Here is a 20331-nt window from a genome sequence, read left to right as displayed (position 1 = left end):
CGTCCTGTCGCCTGAAGGGCGCTTGCCCCGCCCGGTTCGGGTCGCGGAGGCGACGCGAGGAGGCGGCCGGCAAAAACTGCTACAGCGCGCCGCTGCGGTCAACGATCATCCGGGCAAAGGCGAAGCTGCCGGTGAAGGCCGGGGAAATGGCGTTGAGCACGTGCAGGGAATTGCCGTCGCCTTCCAGGATGTAGTCCATTTCCAGGCGCTTGGCGGCGACGCTCACGAGCTGGGGCCGGATGCCCGCCTTGGTGGTGGGCACGAGATCGTCCATTTCCAGCCCGGGAAAGAGGCGGCGGGCGCATTGGTGAAAGAACCGCTTGGAGTATTTGCGTATCTCCGTGTGGGCCAGGAGCCGGAAGTTGCTGCGGTCGGCGAGATACAGCCGGGCCAGGCGGCCGAGAATGGTCGCGGCCTCGCCCCATTTCGCGCCGGAGACCAGCCCGTAGTTCTCGCGGCCCAGGGCCGGGATGGCTGTTGGCCCCACGTAGACCTCGCCGCTTATGCCGCGCGTGAAATGCACGCCCAGAAACGGCATGGCCGGGTCGGGCACGGGGTAGATGTTGCCGCGCACCAGGTGATTTTTCTGGGGTGAGAGCTTCCAGTAGATGCCCTTGAACGGAACGAGCACGTATTGCCGGGCAAAGTTGCAAGCCTTGGCCAGCACGTCGGCGTAGGCGCCGCAGCAGTTGAAGAGAAAGCCGCCCCGGATGGGGCCGCTGGTGGTTTGCAGCGACCCGTCGGCGGCCGGGCCAAGGACGCGCCGCTGGAAGTAAAACCGCACGCCGCCCTCGGCGAGCAAGCGGCGCAGGGTCTCCAGCACGGCCTTGGCGTCGATGACCGACGTGTCCGGGCAATGGATGGCGGCCACGGCGTGGGGCGGCGCGGCCGGCTCCAGGGCAAGCAGGGTTTTGTTGTCGATGCGCTCGGCCCGTATGGCGTTGTCGGCGGCGTTTTGCATAAGCCGCTCCACGGCCGGCAGCTGGTCCGGCTCGGTGGCCACCAGCACCTTGCCGGTATTTCGCCAGGGGATGCCATGGGCGTCGGCAAAATCCTTCATGGCCCGCCCGCCGACGGCGCAGACCTGGGCCTTTAAGGTGTCGCTGCCGTAGTACAGGCCGCAGTGCAGCACGCCGCTGTTGCGGCCGCTGGCATGGCGTCCCGGGGCGTCTTCCTTTTCCACCACGGCCACCCGGGCCGACGGGGCGCGGTGCACTATTTCGTAGGCCGTGGTCAGGCCGACGATGCCGGCCCCGGCGATGATGAAGTCGAAGTGTTGCATGACGACGCCTTGCAGTGGTGCTTGGTAAACGCAAGTTCTATATACGGCATCAATTTTGCATCAATGTCAGGCATAACCCTGCACATGGAGGTTTTTGCCCATGTCGGACGCCGCCTACCAAGTCGATCTTGCCTCCGTGACGCCCATCACCGCCAGCCTCAAGGCCGTGCCCCTGGCCGAAGCGCCGGATGACCTGTTTCAAATGATGATGGCCGCGAAACAGGACATGCTCGAACAGCGCTATTCCACGCCCCCCGATACTTCGAAAAACCCGGCCTACGCGCCCTACGCCACGGTCACGGTCAACGGGAAAGTCGTGGCGAAAATCGACAACCACGGGTTCGTCGAGACCTCCAACGCCATGGGCGGGCAGTGCGCCGACGCCATCAAGGCGGCCGACGACCGGTCGGGAGGAGCCAGCGGGCCGCAGCTGGCCCAGGCCCGGGCCGAGGAAATCGCCAAGGCCCTGGGCGGCAAGGTCAACAAGGCCTCCACGGCCATGACCCAGCGCGCCTTCGAGGCCACGCCCCAGCCCAAGGCGACGGTCAATGAAGCGGCCCTGCGGGCCGATCCGGAGTACGCCCAGATCGCCCAGCTCCGGCAAGCCCACGCCGCCTTCCTCGCCCAGCACATGGACGAGGAGCAAGCCACGGCCTGACCGACCTGACGGGGCGCGCCGTCAGCCGGCGCGCCCCGTCACGGACGCACGAACCACTCCCCCCAGGCTTTGCGGGCCCGCTCGGGATAGGCCATCTTGCGGTTGGCCTTTTTCATTTTCTCTTCCAGGGGCGGCGTCAGCCCGAAATTGACGTTGCTGGGCTGGAATTTCTTGGCCGGGGTGCGCAAATGGTTCAGGAGCGCCCCCAGGGCCGTGACCACCGGCGGCGGCGGCAGTTCCTCGCCGCGCGCCAGCCTCGCCCCGAGCTGGGTTCCCAGCCACAGGCCGCAGGCCGCCGACTCCACATAGCCCTCCACCCCGGTAATCTGGCCGGCCAGATAGACGCCCGGCCGGGCGACAAGCTCCAGGCGCTCGTTTAACACCTTAGGCGCGTTGACAAAGGTGTTGCGGTGGATGCTGCCCAGGCGCGTGAACTCGGCGGCGTGCAGGGCCGGGATCATGCGAAACACCCGCTCCTGTTCGCCGTAGACCAGCTTGGTCTGGAACCCCACCAGATTCATGGTGGAGCGGGCCACGTTTTCCGGACGCAGCTGCACCACGGCATAGGGCCAGCGGCCGGTGCGTGGATCGGTGAGGCCCACGGGCTTCATGGGGCCAAAGGTCAGGGTGCGCTCGCCGCGCTCGGCCATGGCCTCGATGGGCAGGCAGCCCTCGAAATGGATTTCCTTCTCGAATTCGCGGCTGGGCACCTTGCGGGCGGTCAAAAGGGCGTTCCAGAAAGCCAGGTATTCGTCTTTATCCATGGGGCAGTTGAGGTAGTCGCCTTCGCCGTCCTGCCAGCGCGAGGCCCAGAAGGCCTTGTCCATGTCCACGGATTCGGTGGTCACGATGGGGGCGATGGCGTCGTAGAAATAGAGCCCCTCGCCGCCGATGGTTTCGAGCAAGCTGGCCGCCATCCGGTCCGAGGCCAGGGGGCCGGCCGCCACCACGACGGCCTCGAAACCGGCCAGGGCCGGGTCGGAAAGGCCCATGATTTCGCGGCGCACAAGGGTCACCAGCGGCTCGGCCTCGATGCGGGCGGTCATGTTCTCGCTGAAGCGGTCGCGGTCCACGGCCAGGGCCTTGCCGGCCGGCACGGCGGTTTCCCGGGCGGCGGCGATGACCGCGCTGCCAAGCTCGGCCATCTCGACCTTGAGCAGGCCCACGGCCGTCACCGGCTCGTCGGAGCGCAGGGAGTTGGAGCACACGAGTTCGGCCAGCCCGGGAAGCACATGGGCCGGAGAATACAGCGCCGGCTTGCACTCGAAGATGGTCGAAGCGACGCCGGCCCGAGCCAAGGCCAAAGCGCATTCGCACCCGGCCAACCCCCCGCCAATAATACCAATAGCCATAAGATATTACACTCCCTTCACAACAGAATAATATGGGGGGTCCGGGGGCCTCAGGCCCCCGGCCGCCGGAGGCCTCTTTCTCTTCCTCACCGCACCTGCGGCGTCCCGCCGCCGGCCGCCACATGCCGATTCTGGCTGTTCCAGAGGTCGCGGTAGACGGCGCAGCGTTTGAGCAGTTCGGCGTGGGGCGCGAAATCCACGGCCCGGCCGGCGTCGAGGACAAGGATGGCGTCGGCACCGGCCAGCATGGACAGGCGGTGGCTGATGACGATGGTGGTGCGTTGGCGGCCGATGCGGGCCATGTTGTCCTGGACGATGGCTTCGGATTCGGCGTCAAGCGCACTGGTGGCTTCGTCGAGGATGAGGATGCGCGGATTGGCCAAAAGCGCCCGGGCGATGGCCAGGCGTTGGCGCTGGCCGCCGGACAGGTTGGAGCCGTTTTCCTCAAGGGGCGTGTCGTAGCCGCGCGGCAGCCGCCGGATGAATTCCTCGGCTCCGGCCAAGCGAGCCGCCCAGACGACTTCCTCCAGGGCGGCCGTGGGCCGGGCCATGGCGATGTTGTCGCGCACCGTGCCGGTAAAAAGAAAGCTTTCCTGCAGGACCACGCCGATCTGGCGGCGCACGTGGGCGAGGTCCAGTTCGCGCAGGTCGTGGCCGTCCAGGCGAAGGCTCCCGTCGGTGGGCAGGTACAGGCCCTGGAGCAGCCGGGCGAGCGTCGATTTGCCCGAGCCGCTGCGGCCGGCCACGCCGATCATGGCGCCGGCGGCGAACCGGGCCGACACGCCGGACAGGGCGGCCGGCGCGTCGGCAGTCTGGCCGTAGCGGAAGGTGACGTGGTCGAGGACCACCTCGCCAACCAGGGTCGGGCGCAGGCCTTCGCCCGAGCCGGCCCGCTCGGGCGGCTCGTTCATGATGGCGGCCAGCATGTCCACGGCCAGGGCCTTTTCCTGATATTCCTGGAGCAGCGAAACAAACTGCACCAGGGGCTGGGTGACGCGGCCGGCCAGCATCTGGAAGGCAATGAGCGCCCCCACGGACAGGCTGCCGTCGAAGACCAGCGACACGCCGATCCAGGGGATGCACAGGATCATGACTTTTTCGAGGAACCCGACCCCGGCCGTGGCCGCGTTGCCGATCTTGCCCACGCCAAAGCGCATGGCCACGGCCCGGGCGGCGGCGTCTTCCCAGCCGCGCCGCCGGGACGGCTCCAGGGACAGGGCCTTGACCGTCTCCATGCCCCGGATGGTCTCGACCAGATAGGACTGGCGTTCGCCCTCGGCGGCGTAGAGGGCGGCCAAGCGCTTTCGGAAAAAGGGAATGATGACGGCCAAAAGCAGCCCCAGGGCGAGGCTTAACGCCAGCACCAGGAAGGTCAGCGGCACGCTGTAGAGAAAAAGGACCGGGATGAAGACCACCAGGGCCGCGCCGTCAAGGAGCGTGAAAAAGAGCTTGCCGCTTAAAAATTCCCGAATCTTGTCGGCCTGCTGCATGTGCTGGATGAGCACGCCCACCCGGCTGTGGCCGAAAAACCGCAGGGGCAGGGCGGTTAAGCGGGCAAAGGTGCGGGCAGCCACGCGCACGTCGATGCGGGCGGCGGCGTGGAGCAGCACGATGCCGCGCAGGTAGGAAAAGCCGGCCTCGAAGGCCAGGGCGCAAAGCATCCCGAAGCTTAAGACCTGCAGGGTGGCCAGCCCCTTGTGGGTGAGCACCTTGTCGATGACGATCTGGAAATAGATCGGCATGGCCAGGGCCAAGGCGTAGAGCATGAAGGCGGCCACGGCGGCGTCGGTAAATTCCTTGCGGCAGCGCAGAATTTCCGGGACGAACCAGGTCAGGCCAAAGGGTTGGTTCTCGTCGGTGAGGCGGCGTTTGCGTTTGAGAAGGAGCGTTTGCCCGTCCCAACGCCCGGCCAGATCGGCCACGGGCAGGGGATCGCGGCTGGGCGGGAGCCTTGTCGGGTCCACCACGTCCAGGACGGCCCGGCCGTCTTCCTGGCGGCAGCCGGCGGCGACCAGGGCCGCGCCGTCGCGCATAAAAAGGAGCACCGGATAGGCTCCGGCCAAAAGCGGCAGCTCGGCCGGGGCCAGGCGGCGCAGCTCGGCTTTGAGGCCCGAGGCGGCGGCCACGGCGCAAAGCTCGGTTGGCGTGGGTTCGGCGGCGTCGAAACCGTGCTGGGCAGCCAGGGTTTCGTGGGCCAGGGGCAGGCCGTGGTGGCGGCCTATAAGGGCCAGGGCGCGCAGCCCGGCCCGGGCCAGGGTCGGGATGGCGACGACGGTGACGCCGCCGTGGCTTTTCTCGAAACTTTCCTGGTCGACCTCAAAGGAGCCTGGGGTCTGGGCCAGGGGGTCGGCCACGCGGGCGACGAGGCCCTCTGACGTGTCGCGTACGCCCAGCACCACCACGCTGTTGCCGTTGGAAAGCACGCACAGGAGCGGAAAACGGCCCAGGGCGGCCATGGCCGGGACGTCCAGCTGTTCGACGCGGGCGGTAAGCCCCGCGCCGGAAGCCAGGGCGAGCAGGACGTCGAGGTCCGGCTCGGCCGCGCCAAGGCCGAGACGGTCGGCGGCGGCGGCCGGGTCGAAGGTCAGGCCGTAGGCGTCGGCCACGGCCTTGAGGCAGGTCAGCGCTGTCTGCATGGGCTCTCGTCGCCCGGGGGCGGCTGGCGGTCGGGTCGGATCGAATCGGGTCCGGTGTAGGGCAAATGCGGCCGGGCGGCAACAATGCCGCCGCGCCCTTGCCCTTTCCCCTTGGCGGGCGTAGACAATCGCTATCATCAACCCTTCCAGGGAGCACAAGTCGTATGAACGTGCTGATTGTCTACTACTCACTCTATGGCCATGTGGCGGCCATGGCCCAGGCCGTGGCCGAAGGCGTGCATCAGGTTCCGGGCATGACCGCGACCCTGCGCCGGGTTCCCGAGACCCTTTCCGAGGAGGTCATCGGGAAAATGGGCGCGACCGAGGCCCAAAAGGCCCTGTCCCATGTGCCGGCCTGCACGCTGGAGGAGCTGGAGGACGCCGACGCCATCGTCTTTGGCACCCCCACCCGCTTTGGCAACATGTGCGGCCAGATGCGCCAGTTCCTGGACGCCACCGGCCAGATCTGGATGCGCGGGGGCCTGGTCGGCAAGCCCGGCGGCGTTTTTTGCTCCACGGCCACCCAGCACGGCGGCCAGGAGACGACGCTGATGTCGTTTATCCAGACCCTGCTCCACCACGGCATGATCGTGGTCGGCCTGCCGTATTCCTTTGCCGGCCAGATGCGCCTTGACGAGGTGACGGGCGGCTCGCCGTATGGCGCGACCACCATCGCCGGCGGCGACGGTTCGCGCATGCCCAGCGAAAACGAGCTTGACGCGGCCCGTTTCCAGGGGCGGCACATCGCCGACGTGACTCGCCGGTTGCGCGCTTAGGGCCACGCCCGAAAAGCCGCACCCCCGCCGTGTCGTGAAAAAAGGCACGAGCTTCTTTTTTGACGCCCTCGCAGGCCTTTACACGGCCGATAAAAAGCGTCACACAGAGATATGGCCTCTGCAAACTCGTGCCTTTCCGGAGACGACGTGAGCGCCTCGCACCAAAAACTCGCCTGTCGCGGCGAGGCTGCCGTGGATAACGGCCTAAACGGCCGTCCGCCCCGTCTGCTCATCGTCGAGGACGAGCGCGTGGTGGCCCTGGACCTGAAAAACATTTTGCGTCGCCTGGGCTATACCCTGGCCGGGGTCACGGCTTCCGGGGTCGAGGCCGTGGAACTGTGCGAGTCTCTTCGCCCGGATCTCGTGCTCATGGACATCTTTCTGGGCGGGGAAATGGACGGCGTGGAAGCCGCCTGCGTCATCCAGACCGAGTGCGACATCCCGGTCATCTACCTCACCTCCCATACCGACCAGGTGACCCTGCAGCGGGCCAAGCGCACCGCGCCTTACGGCTACGTGCTCAAGCCCGTGGACGAGAACTGGCTGCGCACGGCCGTGGAAGTGGCGCTTTTCAAGCACCACACCGAGCAGGAACTGCGGCGCAGCGAAAAGCGCTACCGCGAGCTTTTCAGCGCCATGTTAAACGCCTTTTTGCTGCTGCGCCATTGCCCCGGGAGCAGCCAGGGCCAGGACGATTTCGAGATCCTCGGGGCCAACCCGGCCTTTGAGCGGGCCACCTCGCTTTCCAACGACGAGATCGTCGGCCACACCCTGCGCCAGACCCTGCCCGGCATCGAGCCCTTCTGGATCGACACCCTGGCCGCCGTGGCCGCCACCGGCCGGCCGGTGCGGTTCGAGAACTACCTGTCCGACCTCAACATGTATTTCCTGGCCCAGGCCTACAGCCCCCAGCCCGGACAGGTGGCCGTGGCCCTGGAAGACGTCACCGAGCGCAAGCGCGGCGAGGAACGGCTGCGTTACCGCACCTTCCACGATGCCCTGACCGGCTTGCCCAACCGGGCGCTGTGCCTGGACCGCATCGCCCGGGCCATCGAACGGGCCAAGCGCCGCTCCAACTACATTTACGCTTTGCTCTTTCTCGACCTCGACCGGTTCAAGCTCGTCAATGACAGCCTGGGGCATCTGGTCGGCGACGGCCTGCTGCGCCGGGTGGCCGACCGGCTGCGCCGGGAGGTGCGCCAGCTCGACACCGTGGCCCGGGTGGGCGGGGACGAGTTCGTGGTGCTGCTGGAGGAAATCGCCTCCCCGGGCGACGCCCTGCGCATCGTCAAGGCCGTGCGCGAACGCCTGCGCGTGCCTTTCGTGGTGGACGGTCGGCAGATCTACGTCACGGCCAGCCTGGGCGTAGTGCTTGGGCCGGCCGACTACGAACGCCCCGAGGAGCTGTTGCAAAACGCGGCTATCGCCATGAACGCGGCCCGGTCGGCCGGTTGCGGCCGGGTGCGGGTGTTCGACTGGTCCATGCGCGAGCGGGCCGAGCGGGTCATGGACCTGGAGACCAACCTGCGGGAGGGCTTGGTTCGCGACGAATTCGTGCTGCACTACCAGCCCATCCTGGACCTGGCCACCAGACGCCTGCGCGGGGTGGAGGCCCTGGTACGCTGGCGGCGGGTGGACGGAGAGCTGGTCCCGCCTGGGGAGTTCATCCCGGCCGCCGAACAAAGCGGGCTGATTATTCCCCTGGGGGCGGTGGTCCTGACCGAGGCCTGCCGGGCTTTGGCCCGCTGGCGGGCCGGCAGCCTGGGAGACAGTCCCTTTTTCATGGCCGTCAACCTCTCGGCCCGGCAGTTCACCCAGCCCGATCTGGTCAAGCAGGTGGTCACGGCGTTGCGCCGGGAAGCCATGGCCCCGGCCGATCTCAAGCTCGAAATCACCGAAAGCGTGCTCATGGAGCACCCGGAATCGGCCATGCTGAAGCTCCGTGGACTGCGGGAACTGGGCGTTTCCATCGGCATCGACGACTTCGGCACCGGCTATTCGTCCCTGTCCTATCTCCAGCGCTTTCCCATCGACACCCTCAAGGTGGACCGGGCCTTTGTCTCGGGCATGGAAGAGCAGGGCAACAGGGTCATCGTGCGCTCGGTGGTGAGCCTGGCCCACAACCTGGGCTACGACGTGGTGGCCGAGGGCATCGAGACGGCGGCCCAACTGGACGACCTGTCGCGGCTTGGCTGCGACATGGGCCAGGGGTTCCTTTTTGCCCGGCCCATGGAGGAGTCGGGCATCGTGGCGCTGCTGGACCGGCAGGACCCGCCCGCCTTGACTTGACGGGACGATTGGGCAAGGATTTGACCATGGGGCGCGGTTTTTTGCCATGCGCGCCGACAGGAGACACGGCATGTTCGTAGCCGACCTCATGACCAGCCAGTTGCGCTGCCTCAAGGAAACCGACAGCCTGGCCGACGCCGTGGCGGCCATGCAGGAACTGTTTATCCGCCACATTCCGGTGCTGGACGCCGACGGCCGGCTGGCCGGACTGGTCACCCAGCGCGACGTCCTGGCTCTGGAGCACAAAAAGGACCCGGGCACGCCGCTTCGCGACATCATGCGCAGCGACGTCGCCACGGTGGCCCCGGACACGCCCCTGCGCACGGCGGCCGAGACCATGATTTTCCACAAGTACGGCTGCCTGCCCGTGGTCGCCGCGGGCAATCTCGTCGGCATCATCACGGAAACCGATTTTTTGAAGCTCGCCATTTTTCCCATCGCGCCCCGGCGCGAGGGATAGGCGACCACAAGGACGCCGCCCATGTTCCTGCCCCGCGCCCTGGTCCTGTGTCTGGCCCTGACCGTTCTCGCCGTCGCCCCGGCCCGGGGGGCCGGCCAGTCCCTCAGCCTTGGAGCGTACAAGGAGCTGCGCAACGACTACGTCAAGGTCACGGACATCAAGGAACGGGAGCGCACCGAGGAACGCTACATGGACGCCGGCGGCAAGGTGACCCTGCAAAAGGTTCCCTATAAGGAAGTGCTGGTCACGGCCGAGCTGGCCCAAAAACCGCCCAGCAACATGGAAACCATGTTCGGCGGCGAGTCCAATCAGCCGTTTTTGCGCATCTGCATGACCCCCTTCGACAGCGCCGGCAAGGCCCTGGACGATACCTGCCAGGCCTTCAAGTTCCAAAGCTTCGTGCGCGGCAATGTCGGCACGACCACGTTCCGCCTGGAGCCGGGAACCGCCCGCTACGAATTCCGCATGGTCCAGCCCCAGGGCGACAAGGGCTCGGCCATCAAGCTCTGGGTGCCCACGAAGTAGTCGTTCTTCGTTGTATTCCGCCAGTTGCGTTCCGTGGAAAGACGATGGTATTTTCCACGAAAACCGTATTGATTTCATTCCGAAAAGAAATTCGCGGCGCAACGCCCATTGCGTCACATGACTGCAACGGCAATGGTTGCGTATCGTAACCGCCTTGCGTATCGTCCAACCACTGGAAATAGCGGTGGACGAAGTCGGTCGCGCCCGCGCGCCCGGCCAAGGGGGCATAATGACGCAACCCCGCATCCTCATCGTTGACAAGGACCAGGCCTCGGCCAACGCCCTGGCCCGCCTGCTTGGCGAGCATGGCTACGAGGCCGTTGGCCCGGCGGCTTCCTGCCGCGAGGCCCTGGAGACCGTGGACCGGCTTCGGCCGGACATCGCCGTGCTGGAGCTGCTGTTGACCGGCGCTTGCGACGGCCTGGACGCGGCCAAGCTGTTGCGCGAAGGCCACGGCATCCCGGTCATCCTGCTGGCTCCGGGCGGCGAACCCGGCCTCGCCGCGCGCCTCAAGAAGTCCCCGCCCTGCTGCTGCCTGCCCCTGCCCATCGACAGCCAGGCGCTCATCGTGGCCATCGAGAGCAGCCTGGCCCGAAAACGGGCCGAAGAGGCGCTGCGCCAAAGCGAAGCGCGCTCCCGGGCCATTTTTGCCGCCTCGCCCACCCCCCTTTGTCTGGTGGATGGCCACAATGCCATAGCCGACGTCAATCCGGCCGCCACCCGCCTGTTCGGCCACTGCGCCGACGCCTTGCGGGGCCAGCCGGCCCAGGATTTTTTCGCCGCCCGCGACGCGGCCACGCTGCTTTCCGTCATCGACGCCGCCGCCAACGGCGAGGCCGGCCATGTGCGTCTCAGCGGCCTGCGGCCTGAAGGCGGGGTGTTCCCGGCGGCCGTGGCCGCCTCGCCCCTGCCCGACGCGGCCGGGGTCGGCCAGGTGCTTCTCGAAGTGCGGCCCTGCCAGATCCAGGGGGCGCGACCCGACGTGCCGGAAATCGATCTGGGCCTTTCGGCCGAGGGCTTTTGCGTCATCGACGCCGAGGACCGACTGCGGTTTTTAAACGCCAGCGCCGCCCGCATGTTCGGGCTGCCGGGGCTGCCCGAACCGGGCACGCCGCTGTCGGACGCGCTGCCCCAGGAGCTGGCCGCCTCCCTGGTCCGGGACGCCTCCCGAGTCATCGCCTGGAACGAGCCGGTGAAAAAGGAAACCACCTTCGCCATCGGCGGCCAGGACAAGACCCTGCTTGTGTCGCTGTTTCCCATGGGCCTGGACGAATCCCGGCGGCTGGCCGGCGGCATCGTCACGGACATCACCGACCGCAAGCAGCTCGAAAGCCAGCTGGCCCACATGGCCTTCCACGATCCCCTGACGGGCCTGCCCAACCGCAGCCTGTGCCTGGACCGCATCCGCCAGGCCTTGGAGCGCTCCAAACGGCGCGACAATTACCAGTACGCCGTCATTTTCCTCGACCTCGACCGTTTCAAGATCGTCAACGACAGTCTGGGCCACCATGTGGGCGACCGGCTGCTGGAAAGCGTGGCCCGGCGGCTTCGCGACTGCGTGCGCAGCCTGGACACCGTGGCCCGGCTTGGCGGCGACGAGTTCGTGGTGGTCCTGGAAGAGACCGGCTCCTACCGGGAAGTGGTGCGCATCATCAAACGCATCCGCGATGCCATGAGCGAGGTGTTTCCGCTGTCCGGCCACGACGTCCACGTCTCGGCCTCCATGGGCATCGTGGTCAGCCCGGCCATCTACGAAAAGCCCGAGGAGCTGCTGCGAAACGCCAACATCGCCCTGCACCGGGCCAAGGACGAGGGGCGAAACCGCTTCAAGGTCTTCAACACCCGGATGCTCGAAGACGCCATCCGGCTCATGGACCTGGAAAGCGATCTGCGCGCGGCGCTGAAACGCGGCGAGTTCTATCTCGACTACCAGCCCATCCTGGCCCTGCGCGACCGGCGGGTCACGGGGTTCGAGGCGCTGGTGCGCTGGCGGCGGCCGGGCAAGGGCATCGCGCCGCCCGGGGAATTCATCCCGGTGTGCGAGGATACGGGGCTCATCGTGCCCCTTGGGCTGTGGGTCTTGACCGAAGCCTGCCGCACCATGGCCTCCTGGCAGGCCCGTTTCCCCGAGACGGCCGGCATGTCCATGAGCGTGAACCTGTCGGCCAAACAGCTGTCCCAGCCGAGCCTGGTCGAGGATGTGGAGCGCATCCTGCGCGACACGGGTATGGACCCCAGGGCGCTCAAGCTCGAAATCACCGAAACGGTGATCATGGACAACCCGGAAGTGTCCATCCTGCGCTTAAAACGCCTCAAGGCCCTGGGCGTGCGCCTTTCCGTCGACGACTTCGGTACGGGCTATTCGTCGCTGTCCTATTTGCAGCGCTTCCCCATCGACACCCTGAAGGTGGACCGGGCCTTTGTCAGCGACCTGGACACCAGCGAGAACCGCAAGATCGTGGGCGCGGTGGTGGCCCTGGCCCACAGCCTGGGCCTGGACGTGGTGGCCGAGGGCGTGGAGCTGGAGACCCAGTCCGACGTGCTGACCGGCTTTGCCTGCGAGGCCGGCCAGGGATTTCTCTTTTCGCGGCCGGTGTGCAAGGAGGACGTGGAACGGATGCTTCGGGAGGCATAGCAACGTTCGACAGTTGTCGGAGCGATAACGCTGCCGGATGATCTCGCCCGCCCAGGCGAGGATGCCGCCTGACCGTCGCGGCGCTCAGGGCAACCAACGACTATCGAAGGACATTGGCAAGGCTATCTTTTTGCGCTTTTGAAACACTTCGCCCAAAGATGACCGACGAAGAAACGAGCAGGCCGCCATTGTCCGTTTGGGCGATAAGCTTGCACCGCAACGCGTTGGCGGAAAATAAGTCTTTGATTCTCTTGCCGTGCTCCCCTCCAATCGCTTCAACGCTCTCCAGCTCGAACCGGACTTCGGAGTTTGGTGGCACAAAGAGGTAGTCCCCCTCGGCTTTTTTGGGAAGAAAGGGCTCGACATAAACGGAAGTCCCTTCACTGTCGTTCCCCTCGTCCCGTTCACCCGTCGCGTGGCCGTTGTTTAATCGTTTCGAAACGGCAAGGATCGTTTCCGTGCCGTTCAAGTCTTCATGCTCAAATTTGAGCCCCATGTAGGGATTGACCGTCAACGCCGTGGACCCGGAATTGTAAACCAGTGCGGACAAGGAGATATGCGACTTTGGGAGCAAAACCTTCTCGACCCCGGAGATTGTGCGGTTGAGACCATCAAGGTCACGATAGGCAATAGTCTGATACTCGTTCATGAAGTGCGCGATGTTCGCTACCGAGCCACAAGCAAAGCTTCTGGCGAGACATTCGACCATGTTCAGAGCATGTTTGGTCTTGCACCTCTTGTACGGGAAGTTAGTAACTTGTCTTTTTAGATAGATCATCCATCGATCACCGTCATTGTCTATATTGGTGACTAACTCCGTCGCGCGCAGCCGTTCAAGGCTTATGGGCGGACTTGACACTTCTTCACGGATAATAGATCCAATCAGCAAGCTCCCTATTATTTCAAGATTGCATAGGGGTGTTTTTAATATTTCGTCTAAAGATAGCTGTTGCCTGGACCCTCCTAGATTGTGCGACGTCCAGGACTTCACATTCTCGATGCCTGCTTCAAGCATTTTTTTCATTCTGAGCATATTTTCATAGCTTTTTTCTAGGCTGCTATATGTTTGATAACGCTCAAAAGACTCTGACCATGGGTTGTCTCTTGTCAATATGACAAGTTCTTCTCCTATATCAATGTATTGCTGGCCGCCAGTAAACCCTATGGAGGTGACTACGACTTCAGGCTTTGGCCTTTTTAAGTACTCGTTGAACAATGATCCGCCAATGCCCGAAATGACAAACGTCACCACCGCGGTAATTGTAATGGTCCAGACGGAGAATACTCGCTGCGTGCTCATTGTGTTGTCTCCTGTGTGAACTCCGTGGGTCTCGGGAGGCGAGCATGCCGGGCACGTGTTTACCTAGCCTCGCGTTGCGCCCCTGGAGATTTCAAAGGGAAATTTAAGCGGAGAATGCATTAACGCCGGCAGGAAATATGTTTGCACATATCGATTGCTACGGCAAGACAAATTTCAATTTATTATAGTATATTCTTTTATTGCTTTTATACCCGAAAAGCTTGAAAAATTGGCAAGAAGTAATGCGGGGGGGACACCAAAGGCGGACATGGGGGAGGGCGACCTTGGCCGCTGCTGGTCCTTGGGAGCTCCGCCGCATGGCGAACCCTTCCCTCCTGGACATGGAGCGCAGGGACCGCTGTTTCCCAAGCGGAAGCCCGGCGGGCAAAAGCAAGGCGGGCGGCTCCTTCCGGAGCCGCCCGCCTTGTTATTTCAGCGAAAGCCCGCCGCCGGCCTATTCGGCCATGAGCTTGCGGATGCGGTCCTTGAGCTCGCGCAGCCGGGCCAAGCGTTCGCTCAGCGCGTCCTGCTTCTCCCGCTCCTTGGCCACCACCTCGGCCGGGGCGCGGGACACGAAGTCCTCGTTGCCGAGCTTTTTTTCCACCACGGTCAGTTCCTTGACCGTCTTCACTTCTTCCTTGGACAGGCGCAGGAACTCCACATCGAAGTCCACCGCGCCGGAAAGCGGCACGAAAAGCGCGCACGAGCCGCAGGCGGCCGAGGCCGAGGCCTTGGGCGCGGCCACGTCCGGGCCGGCCTCGAAGCGTTCCAGCTTGGCCAGGAAGCTGATCATGGCCGCGTTGGCCGTCAGCGAGGCGGCCTGGGCGGCATCCTCGGCATGGACCAGGGCGGTGAGCTTCACGCCCGGGTTGATGTTGAGCTCGGCCCGGATGTTGCGCACCCCGACCACCACCGAGCGCAGCAGCTCCATGGCCGCCTCGGCCTCGTCGCTGATGAGTTCGGTGCGCAGCGGCGGATAGGGAACCTTGGCCAGGTTGGGTTCGGCCATGCCCGGCAGCTTGCTCCAGATCTCCTGGGTAACGAAGGGCACGATGGGGTGCATGAGGGTGAGCGTCTCGGACAGTACGGTCAAAAGCACGCGCTTGGCCGCGCCCTTCTTGAACTCGTCCTCGCCGCCCAGGTCCACCTTGGCCATTTCCAGGTACCAGTCGCAGAATTCGCGCCAGAAAAAGCCGTACAGCTCCTGGGCCGCCTCATTGAACTGGTAGCCCTCGATGGCCCGGGACACCGTGCCTTTGAGGCGCTCCAGGCGCGAGAGGATCATGGCGTGGCACAGCCCGGCCTTGGCCGCCTGGGACAACTCCATCTCCGGCGCGCCGTCGGCCACGTGCATCAGCGCGAACCGGGCCGCGTTCCACAGCTTGTTGATGAAGTGGCGGTAGCCTTCGATGCGCTCCTCGGCCAGCTTGATGTCGCGGCCCATGGCGGCGAAGGCGGCCAGGGTGAAGCGCAGGGCGTCGGTGCCGTAGCGCTCCATCATGGCCAGGGGATCAATGCCGTTGCCCAGCGACTTGCTCATCTTGCGGCCCTCGGCGTCGCGCACCAGGGCGTGGATGTAGACGTGCCTAAACGGCACTTCGTCCATGAAATGCAGGCCCATCATCATCATGCGGGCCACCCAGAAAAAGAGGATGTCGAAAGCGGTGCTTAATACCGAGGTGGGGTAAAACGTGGCCAGTTCCTTGGTCTGATCGGGCCAGCCCATGGTGGTAAAGGGCCATAGCGCCGAGGAGAACCAGGTGTCCAGGACGTCGGGGTCTTGGGTCAGGCGCGAGCCGCCGCAGGCCGGGCAGGCGGTGGGCGTCTCGCGGGAGACGATGAGTTCGCCGCAGGAATCGCAGGTCCAGGCCGGGATGCGATGCCCCCACCAGATCTGGCGCGACACGCACCAGTCGCGGATGTTGTCGAGCCAGTCGTAATAGGTCTTGGTCCACTGGTCGGGCAGGATGATGGTGCGGCCGTCTTCCACGGCCTTGCGCGCCACCTTGGCCAGGGGGCCGGTCTTGACGAACCACTGCTTGGACACGAAGGGCTCGATGACCGTGCGGCAGCGGTAGCACTCGCCCACGTTGTGCTCGTAGTCGCGGATATCGTCGAGCAGCGTCAGTTCCTTGAGGTCCTCGACCACGGCCTTGCGGGCGGCCAGCCGGTCCAGGCCCCGGTACTTCTCGGGAGCGTTCTCGTTGATGCGCCCGGCCGCGTCCTGGACGGCGATGACGTCCAGCCCGTGTTTGCGGCCCAGCTCGAAGTCGTTCATGTCGTGGGCCGGGGTGACCTTGAGGCAGCCCGTGCCGAATTCGCGCTCGACGTAGGCGTCGGCGATGATGGGGATGCGGCGACCGACCAGGGGCAGGATGGCGAACTTGCCGACCACGTCCTTGTAGCGCTCGTCCTCGGGGTGCACGGCCACGGCCGTGTCGCCAAGGAGCGTCTCGGGGCGGGTGGTGGCCACGGTGACGAACTGGTCCGTGCCTTCCACCGGGTAACGGATGTGGTAGAGCTTGCCGATGTGCGGGGCGTATTCCACTTCCAGATCGGCCAGGGCGGTGTGGCAGCGCGGGCACCAGTTGATGATGTAGTCGCCCTGATAGATCAGCCCGTCTTCATAAAGACGCACGAACACTTCGCGCACGGCCTTGGACAGTCCCTCGTCCATGGTGAAGCGTTCCCGGCTCCAGTCCACGGACGCGCCCAGGCGGCTGATCTGGTTGAGGATCTTGCCGCCGTACTCCTCGCGCCATTTCCAGACGCGCTCAATGAAGGCCTCGCGGCCGAGTTCCTCGCGGGAGGTTCCGGCGGCGGCCAGGGACCGCTCCACCACGTTTTGCGTCGCGATGCCGGCATGGTCCGTGCCCGGCACCCACAGCACCTTGCGGCCGAGCTGGCGGTGGTAACGGCACAGGATGTCCTGAATGGTGATGTTGAGGGCATGGCCCATGTGCAGGGCGCCGGTGACGTTGGGCGGCGGGATGACGATGGAATAGGGTTCGCCCGGGCCGTCGGGGTCCGGAGTGAAGGTCTTTTCGTCCTGCCAGTAGGCGATCCATTTCGCCTCGACGTCGGCCGGCTCATATCCCTTGGAAAGGGCCTCGCTGGTCATATGCGCTCCTTGAAATAGCTGCGGCGCAATGCGCCGCCAAGCGGCCCTGGATACAAAAGTTCGGCCGCAATGTCACGAGCCGACGGCAGGGACGGCCGGCCGGGGCGCGCACCGCTCCCGACCAAGCCGTCGCACCTTGGCGGCGTGGCTGACGATAGGCCCCAATACTGCGCGGCCCCTTGAAATACAAGGCGCTTCTTGCCGGCGGCCGGCCGAGGTTGTAGGACAGGGCCATGACCGCGCCATTCGCTGTTTTGTGGGACCATGCCCATGTGTGGGGGCTGCTTTTGTGCCGGGGGCTGGCCGCCCTGGGCGCGCCGTGCCGCCCCGTGACCTGCGCCGCAGTGGCCGGCGGCGCACTGGCCGCCGACCCGCCCAAGGCGCTTCTGGTGCCGGGCGGATTTTCCCGGCCCAAGTTCGCGGCTCTGGGGGAGGCCGGACAGCGGGCCGTGCGCGACTACGTGGCCGGCGGGGGCACGTATTTCGGAGTCTGTGGCGGCTGCGGCCTGGCGCTCTCCCACGAGGCCGGCCTGGGCCTTTGCGATTGGACGCGCCGGCCCTTCGCCGACCGTCTGGAACATCTGGCCAGCGGCCACGTGCGGCTTCGCGGCGACGCCGCCTCGCCGTATCTGCCGGCGGGGCTGCCCGAGGATTTCCAGGCCCCGGTCTGGTGGCCGGCCGGCTTCGTGCCGCCGCCGGGCGCGAGCGACGGCGACGGGGCGGCGGTGGTGGCCGCCTATGCCGGTCCGGGCGAGGATTTCATGCTGGCCGACATCGCCCTGGGGGCCATGCCCGGGGCGCTGCTGGGGGCCTGCCAGGAGCGCTTCGGCCTGACCCTGGCCCCGGCTTTTCTGGACGGCGGGGCCTGCGTCATCGCCGGGGCGTTCGGCCATGGCCGCTACGTGCTGTCCCACGCCCATCTGGAGACGCCGGATTCGCCCCAGGCCAATGCCTGGCTGGCCCATCTGCTGGGGATTTTCGATCCGGACGGGGAAATCGGCGGGCGGCTGGTGCCGGCCTGGCATCCGGCCAAGGAGGCGCGACGTTTTGCCGACGTCCATCTGGAGGCGGCCCGGCGGGACATCGAATCGGTGATCGCGGCCGGCATCGAGGCGCGGCTGCTCATGCGCCGCAGCGACTGGCTGCTGGGCTGGCGGCCGGGGATGCCGGGATTTTCGCTGTCCAACCTCTCGGCCCTGCTGGCCGGGGCCTCGGCCCTGCCGCCGACGGAGGCGGCCGTGGCCTACTGGCGGCAGACCGGGCCGGATTTCGCCCAGCGGGCGGCGGCCTTTGCCCGGCGGCTGGAGGTGTTTTTCCCGGCCCAGCGGCTGGAGATCACCTTGTCCCTGGTGGAGCGCCGGGCCGGGGCCGACCCGGGGCTGGCGGCCGAGCGGCGGGAGCTGTTCGGGGCCTCGCCCGGCGGCGGCGGGCTGTGCGGCGAGCTGGCCGCGACCCTCGACGCCCTGCTGCTGCGCCTGCTGTCCTGATCTTTCCCCATTCGGGGGGTCCGGGGGCCTCAGGCCCCCGGCCGCCGGAGGCATTCTTCCTCTTATCCCCCTACCTTCTCTCCGCCCCCCGCCGGCTTAAAACCAGGGCCAGGGCGGTGGTGAGCTTGACCACTTCGACGTTGTTTTTGCGCACGAGTCCAGCCAGGCGTTTGGCCAGGGCCGTGAGCAGCTTGACGCCCAGGGCCGGATGGGCCTGGAGGCAAGCGAAAAAGGCGTCGCGGTCGATGCGCAAAAAGCGGCAGTCGGTCAGGCAGGTGACGGTGGCCGAGCGGATATCGCGGTCCAGCAGCGCCATCTCGCCGAAAAAGGGGCTTTGGGCGTCGGAAAGCTCCACCAGGGTCTTTTCGGCAGCCGTGCCGTCCAGTCCCGGGGCGACGATGCCCTTAAGCAACATGGCCTTGCTCACACGCACCCGGCCGGAGGTGAGCAAAAACATGTCGTCTCCGGGCTGCCCTTCAACGATGACCGCCTGGCCGGCGGCCAGGGACAGGGGCGCAAACGCCGGCATGAGCCGGTCGCGTTCGTCGTCGCTGAGGCCGGCGAACAGGGCGGCTTTTTTCAGGGCCTCGCCGTTCACGGCTGTTCTCCGTCGCCGGCCGGGGCGTGGGCCTTGGCCGGCGGAGCCTGGGTTTCGAGCAGGATCAGGCCGTCGAAATCGGCCAGATCCAGGCCGTCGCCGGGATTGACGGCCACGGCCGGCCCCTGGCGGCCCAGGCGGCCTTCCTGGCCGTAGGCGGCGAACATTTCCAGGATGAACTGGTCCAGGGCCGAATCGGCGTCCAGGAGCTCCTTGATGGTGATGTCGCGGCGCAGGCGAAAAACGGCCACGGGCAGGCCGTCGCCAGCGGCCAGGGCATGGCCGACCAGGGCCGACCAGCGCAGGGCCTTTTCGTCGTGGCTCATGGCCCGGGCGCGCATGGCCCGATGGCCGGACGTGCCGAGCAGGCGTTCGAGAAAATGCCACAGGGCCGGGTGCTCGCCCATGGTTTCCAGGGCGCGCTCGGCCAGATCGCCGCGCACCAGGGTCACGTCCACGCCGGCCCGGGCCAGGTGCTTGCGGTTGGTTTCAAGCAGGGCCTCGGCATAGAGCTGGACCTTGGGGGCCAGGCCGCGGAAGGTGAGCGCGGTGAGGAGCGTTTGCTGGTCGGCTTCCTCCGGCGACAGCCCGTCCTGGGACAGGATGTAGGCGGCCCGGGCGGCGGCCGGGGCGGCCCGGGCCACGACGGTCTCCTGGGCCGGGTTGCCCCGGCAAAAGGTCAGGCGTTCCTCCAGGTCGAGGTCGGCGGCCAGTTCGGCAAAAGCTTCGGGAGTCAGCGGGGCGACCAGGGCCACGGCCGGGCCGCGTGTGGGCGGCGCTGCGGCGGCCAGGGCCTTGACGAGCCCCGGAGCATGGGCGTTGTAGCCCAGCACGATGCTGTGTCCGGCGGTTTTCACGGGCAGTAACCCCAGGCGTTTGCGGTTGCGGCGTTCAATGAGCGCCGAGGCCAGGTTGCCGGTCAGGGCGGCCATGATGCCGATACCCGCGCCCATGATGCCCATGCCGATGAGCCTGCCTGGCACGGTGGTCGGCACGATGTCGCCGTAGCCCACGGTGGACAGGGTGGTCATGGCCCACCACAGGGCGTCGAACAGGGTCCGGCCGGGGGTGTCGCGCAGTTCGACGAAATAGAACCCCAGGCTGGCCAACAGCAGGATGGCGGCCACCAGGGCCGTGGCCGTGGCCAGGGTGGAGGCGAACAGATGGCGCAGAAAGGCGGCGGGGGCGTTCACGGGCGGTGGGCCGGCGCGG

At 66.2% G+C, this 20331-nt stretch carries 14 protein-coding genes; 7 read left to right on the top strand and 7 right to left on the bottom strand.

The annotated features are described in order from the left end of the window. Positions 1-79: 79 nt before the first annotated feature. Complete coding sequence (gene lhgO, locus DMR_RS00880) at positions 80-1282, bottom strand: L-2-hydroxyglutarate oxidase (RefSeq protein ID WP_012749796.1); 1203 nt, start codon at positions 1280-1282, stop codon at positions 80-82. Between the two features lie 100 nt (positions 1283-1382). On the opposite strand from lhgO, the gene DMR_RS00875 reads away from it, so the two are divergent. Then, the gene (locus tag DMR_RS00875) at positions 1383-1940 is read left to right on the top strand and encodes a hypothetical protein (RefSeq protein WP_012749795.1); all 558 of its coding nucleotides are present in this window, start codon (positions 1383-1385) and stop codon (positions 1938-1940) included. A gap of 38 nt (positions 1941-1978) precedes the next feature. Here DMR_RS00875 and trmFO read toward each other — a convergent pair whose 3' ends face one another. Continuing rightward, positions 1979-3292, bottom strand: a complete 1314-nt coding sequence (gene trmFO, locus DMR_RS00870) for a methylenetetrahydrofolate--tRNA-(uracil(54)-C(5))-methyltransferase (FADH(2)-oxidizing) TrmFO (protein ID WP_012749794.1) — start codon at positions 3290-3292, stop codon at positions 1979-1981. 86 nt (positions 3293-3378) lie between these two features. Then, a complete protein-coding gene (locus DMR_RS00865; protein WP_012749793.1) occupies positions 3379-5928 on the bottom strand; it encodes an ABC transporter transmembrane domain-containing protein in 2550 nt (849 codons plus the stop codon). 164 nt (positions 5929-6092) lie between these two features. Between DMR_RS00865 and wrbA the strand changes: the two genes are divergently transcribed. The 5 genes from wrbA to DMR_RS00840 all read left to right on the top strand — a co-directional run bounded on the left by wrbA (position 6093) and on the right by DMR_RS00840 (position 12613). Further along, positions 6093-6704, top strand: a complete 612-nt coding sequence (gene wrbA / locus DMR_RS00860; RefSeq protein ID WP_012749792.1) for an NAD(P)H:quinone oxidoreductase — start codon at positions 6093-6095, stop codon at positions 6702-6704. A gap of 147 nt (positions 6705-6851) precedes the next feature. Further along, positions 6852-8993 carry a putative bifunctional diguanylate cyclase/phosphodiesterase gene (locus tag DMR_RS00855; RefSeq protein ID WP_052278935.1) on the top strand — a complete coding sequence of 714 codons (2142 nt, stop codon included), beginning with the start codon at positions 6852-6854 and terminating at the stop codon, positions 8991-8993. 70 nt (positions 8994-9063) lie between these two features. Continuing rightward, entirely contained in the window at positions 9064-9453 is a 390-nt protein-coding gene (locus tag DMR_RS00850; RefSeq protein ID WP_012749790.1) for a CBS domain-containing protein, read from the top strand. A gap of 21 nt (positions 9454-9474) precedes the next feature. Then, on the top strand, positions 9475-9978 hold the full coding sequence (locus DMR_RS00845) for a hypothetical protein (protein ID WP_012749789.1): 504 nt from the start codon (positions 9475-9477) through the stop codon (positions 9976-9978). Positions 9979-10207: 229 nt separating this feature from the next. Then, entirely contained in the window at positions 10208-12613 is a 2406-nt protein-coding gene (locus DMR_RS00840) for an EAL domain-containing protein (protein WP_012749788.1), read from the top strand. A gap of 100 nt (positions 12614-12713) precedes the next feature. On the opposite strand, the gene DMR_RS00835 is transcribed toward DMR_RS00840, so the two are convergent. Next, positions 12714-13913 carry a hypothetical protein gene (locus DMR_RS00835; protein ID WP_012749787.1) on the bottom strand — a complete coding sequence of 400 codons (1200 nt, stop codon included), beginning with the start codon at positions 13911-13913 and terminating at the stop codon, positions 12714-12716. Positions 13914-14367: 454 nt separating this feature from the next. Further along, the gene (locus DMR_RS00830; protein ID WP_012749786.1) at positions 14368-17034 is read right to left on the bottom strand and encodes a valine--tRNA ligase; all 2667 of its coding nucleotides are present in this window, start codon (positions 17032-17034) and stop codon (positions 14368-14370) included. Positions 17035-17267: 233 nt separating this feature from the next. Between DMR_RS00830 and DMR_RS00825 the strand changes: the two genes are divergently transcribed. Beyond that, positions 17268-18521: a hypothetical protein gene (locus DMR_RS00825; RefSeq protein ID WP_012749785.1), complete on the top strand. Its 1254-nt coding sequence runs from the start codon at positions 17268-17270 to the stop codon at positions 18519-18521. Between the two features lie 70 nt (positions 18522-18591). Here DMR_RS00825 and DMR_RS00820 read toward each other — a convergent pair whose 3' ends face one another. Both DMR_RS00820 and DMR_RS00815 read right to left on the bottom strand, forming a co-directional pair. Continuing rightward, the gene (locus DMR_RS00820) at positions 18592-19119 is read right to left on the bottom strand and encodes a cyclic nucleotide-binding domain-containing protein (RefSeq protein WP_012749784.1); all 528 of its coding nucleotides are present in this window, start codon (positions 19117-19119) and stop codon (positions 18592-18594) included. Continuing rightward, positions 19116-20312, bottom strand: coding sequence for a potassium channel family protein (locus DMR_RS00815; RefSeq protein ID WP_012749783.1), 1197 nt, complete (start codon positions 20310-20312; stop codon positions 19116-19118). The genes DMR_RS00820 and DMR_RS00815 overlap by 4 nt, the downstream gene beginning before the upstream one ends. Positions 20313-20331: the final 19 nt, after the last annotated feature.

The organism is Solidesulfovibrio magneticus RS-1 (assembly GCF_000010665.1).
GTDB classification, from domain to species: domain Bacteria; phylum Desulfobacterota; class Desulfovibrionia; order Desulfovibrionales; family Desulfovibrionaceae; genus Solidesulfovibrio; species Solidesulfovibrio magneticus.
Note: the sequence above shows the minus strand (reverse complement) of the source record. Positions and strands in the feature narration are given on the sequence as shown.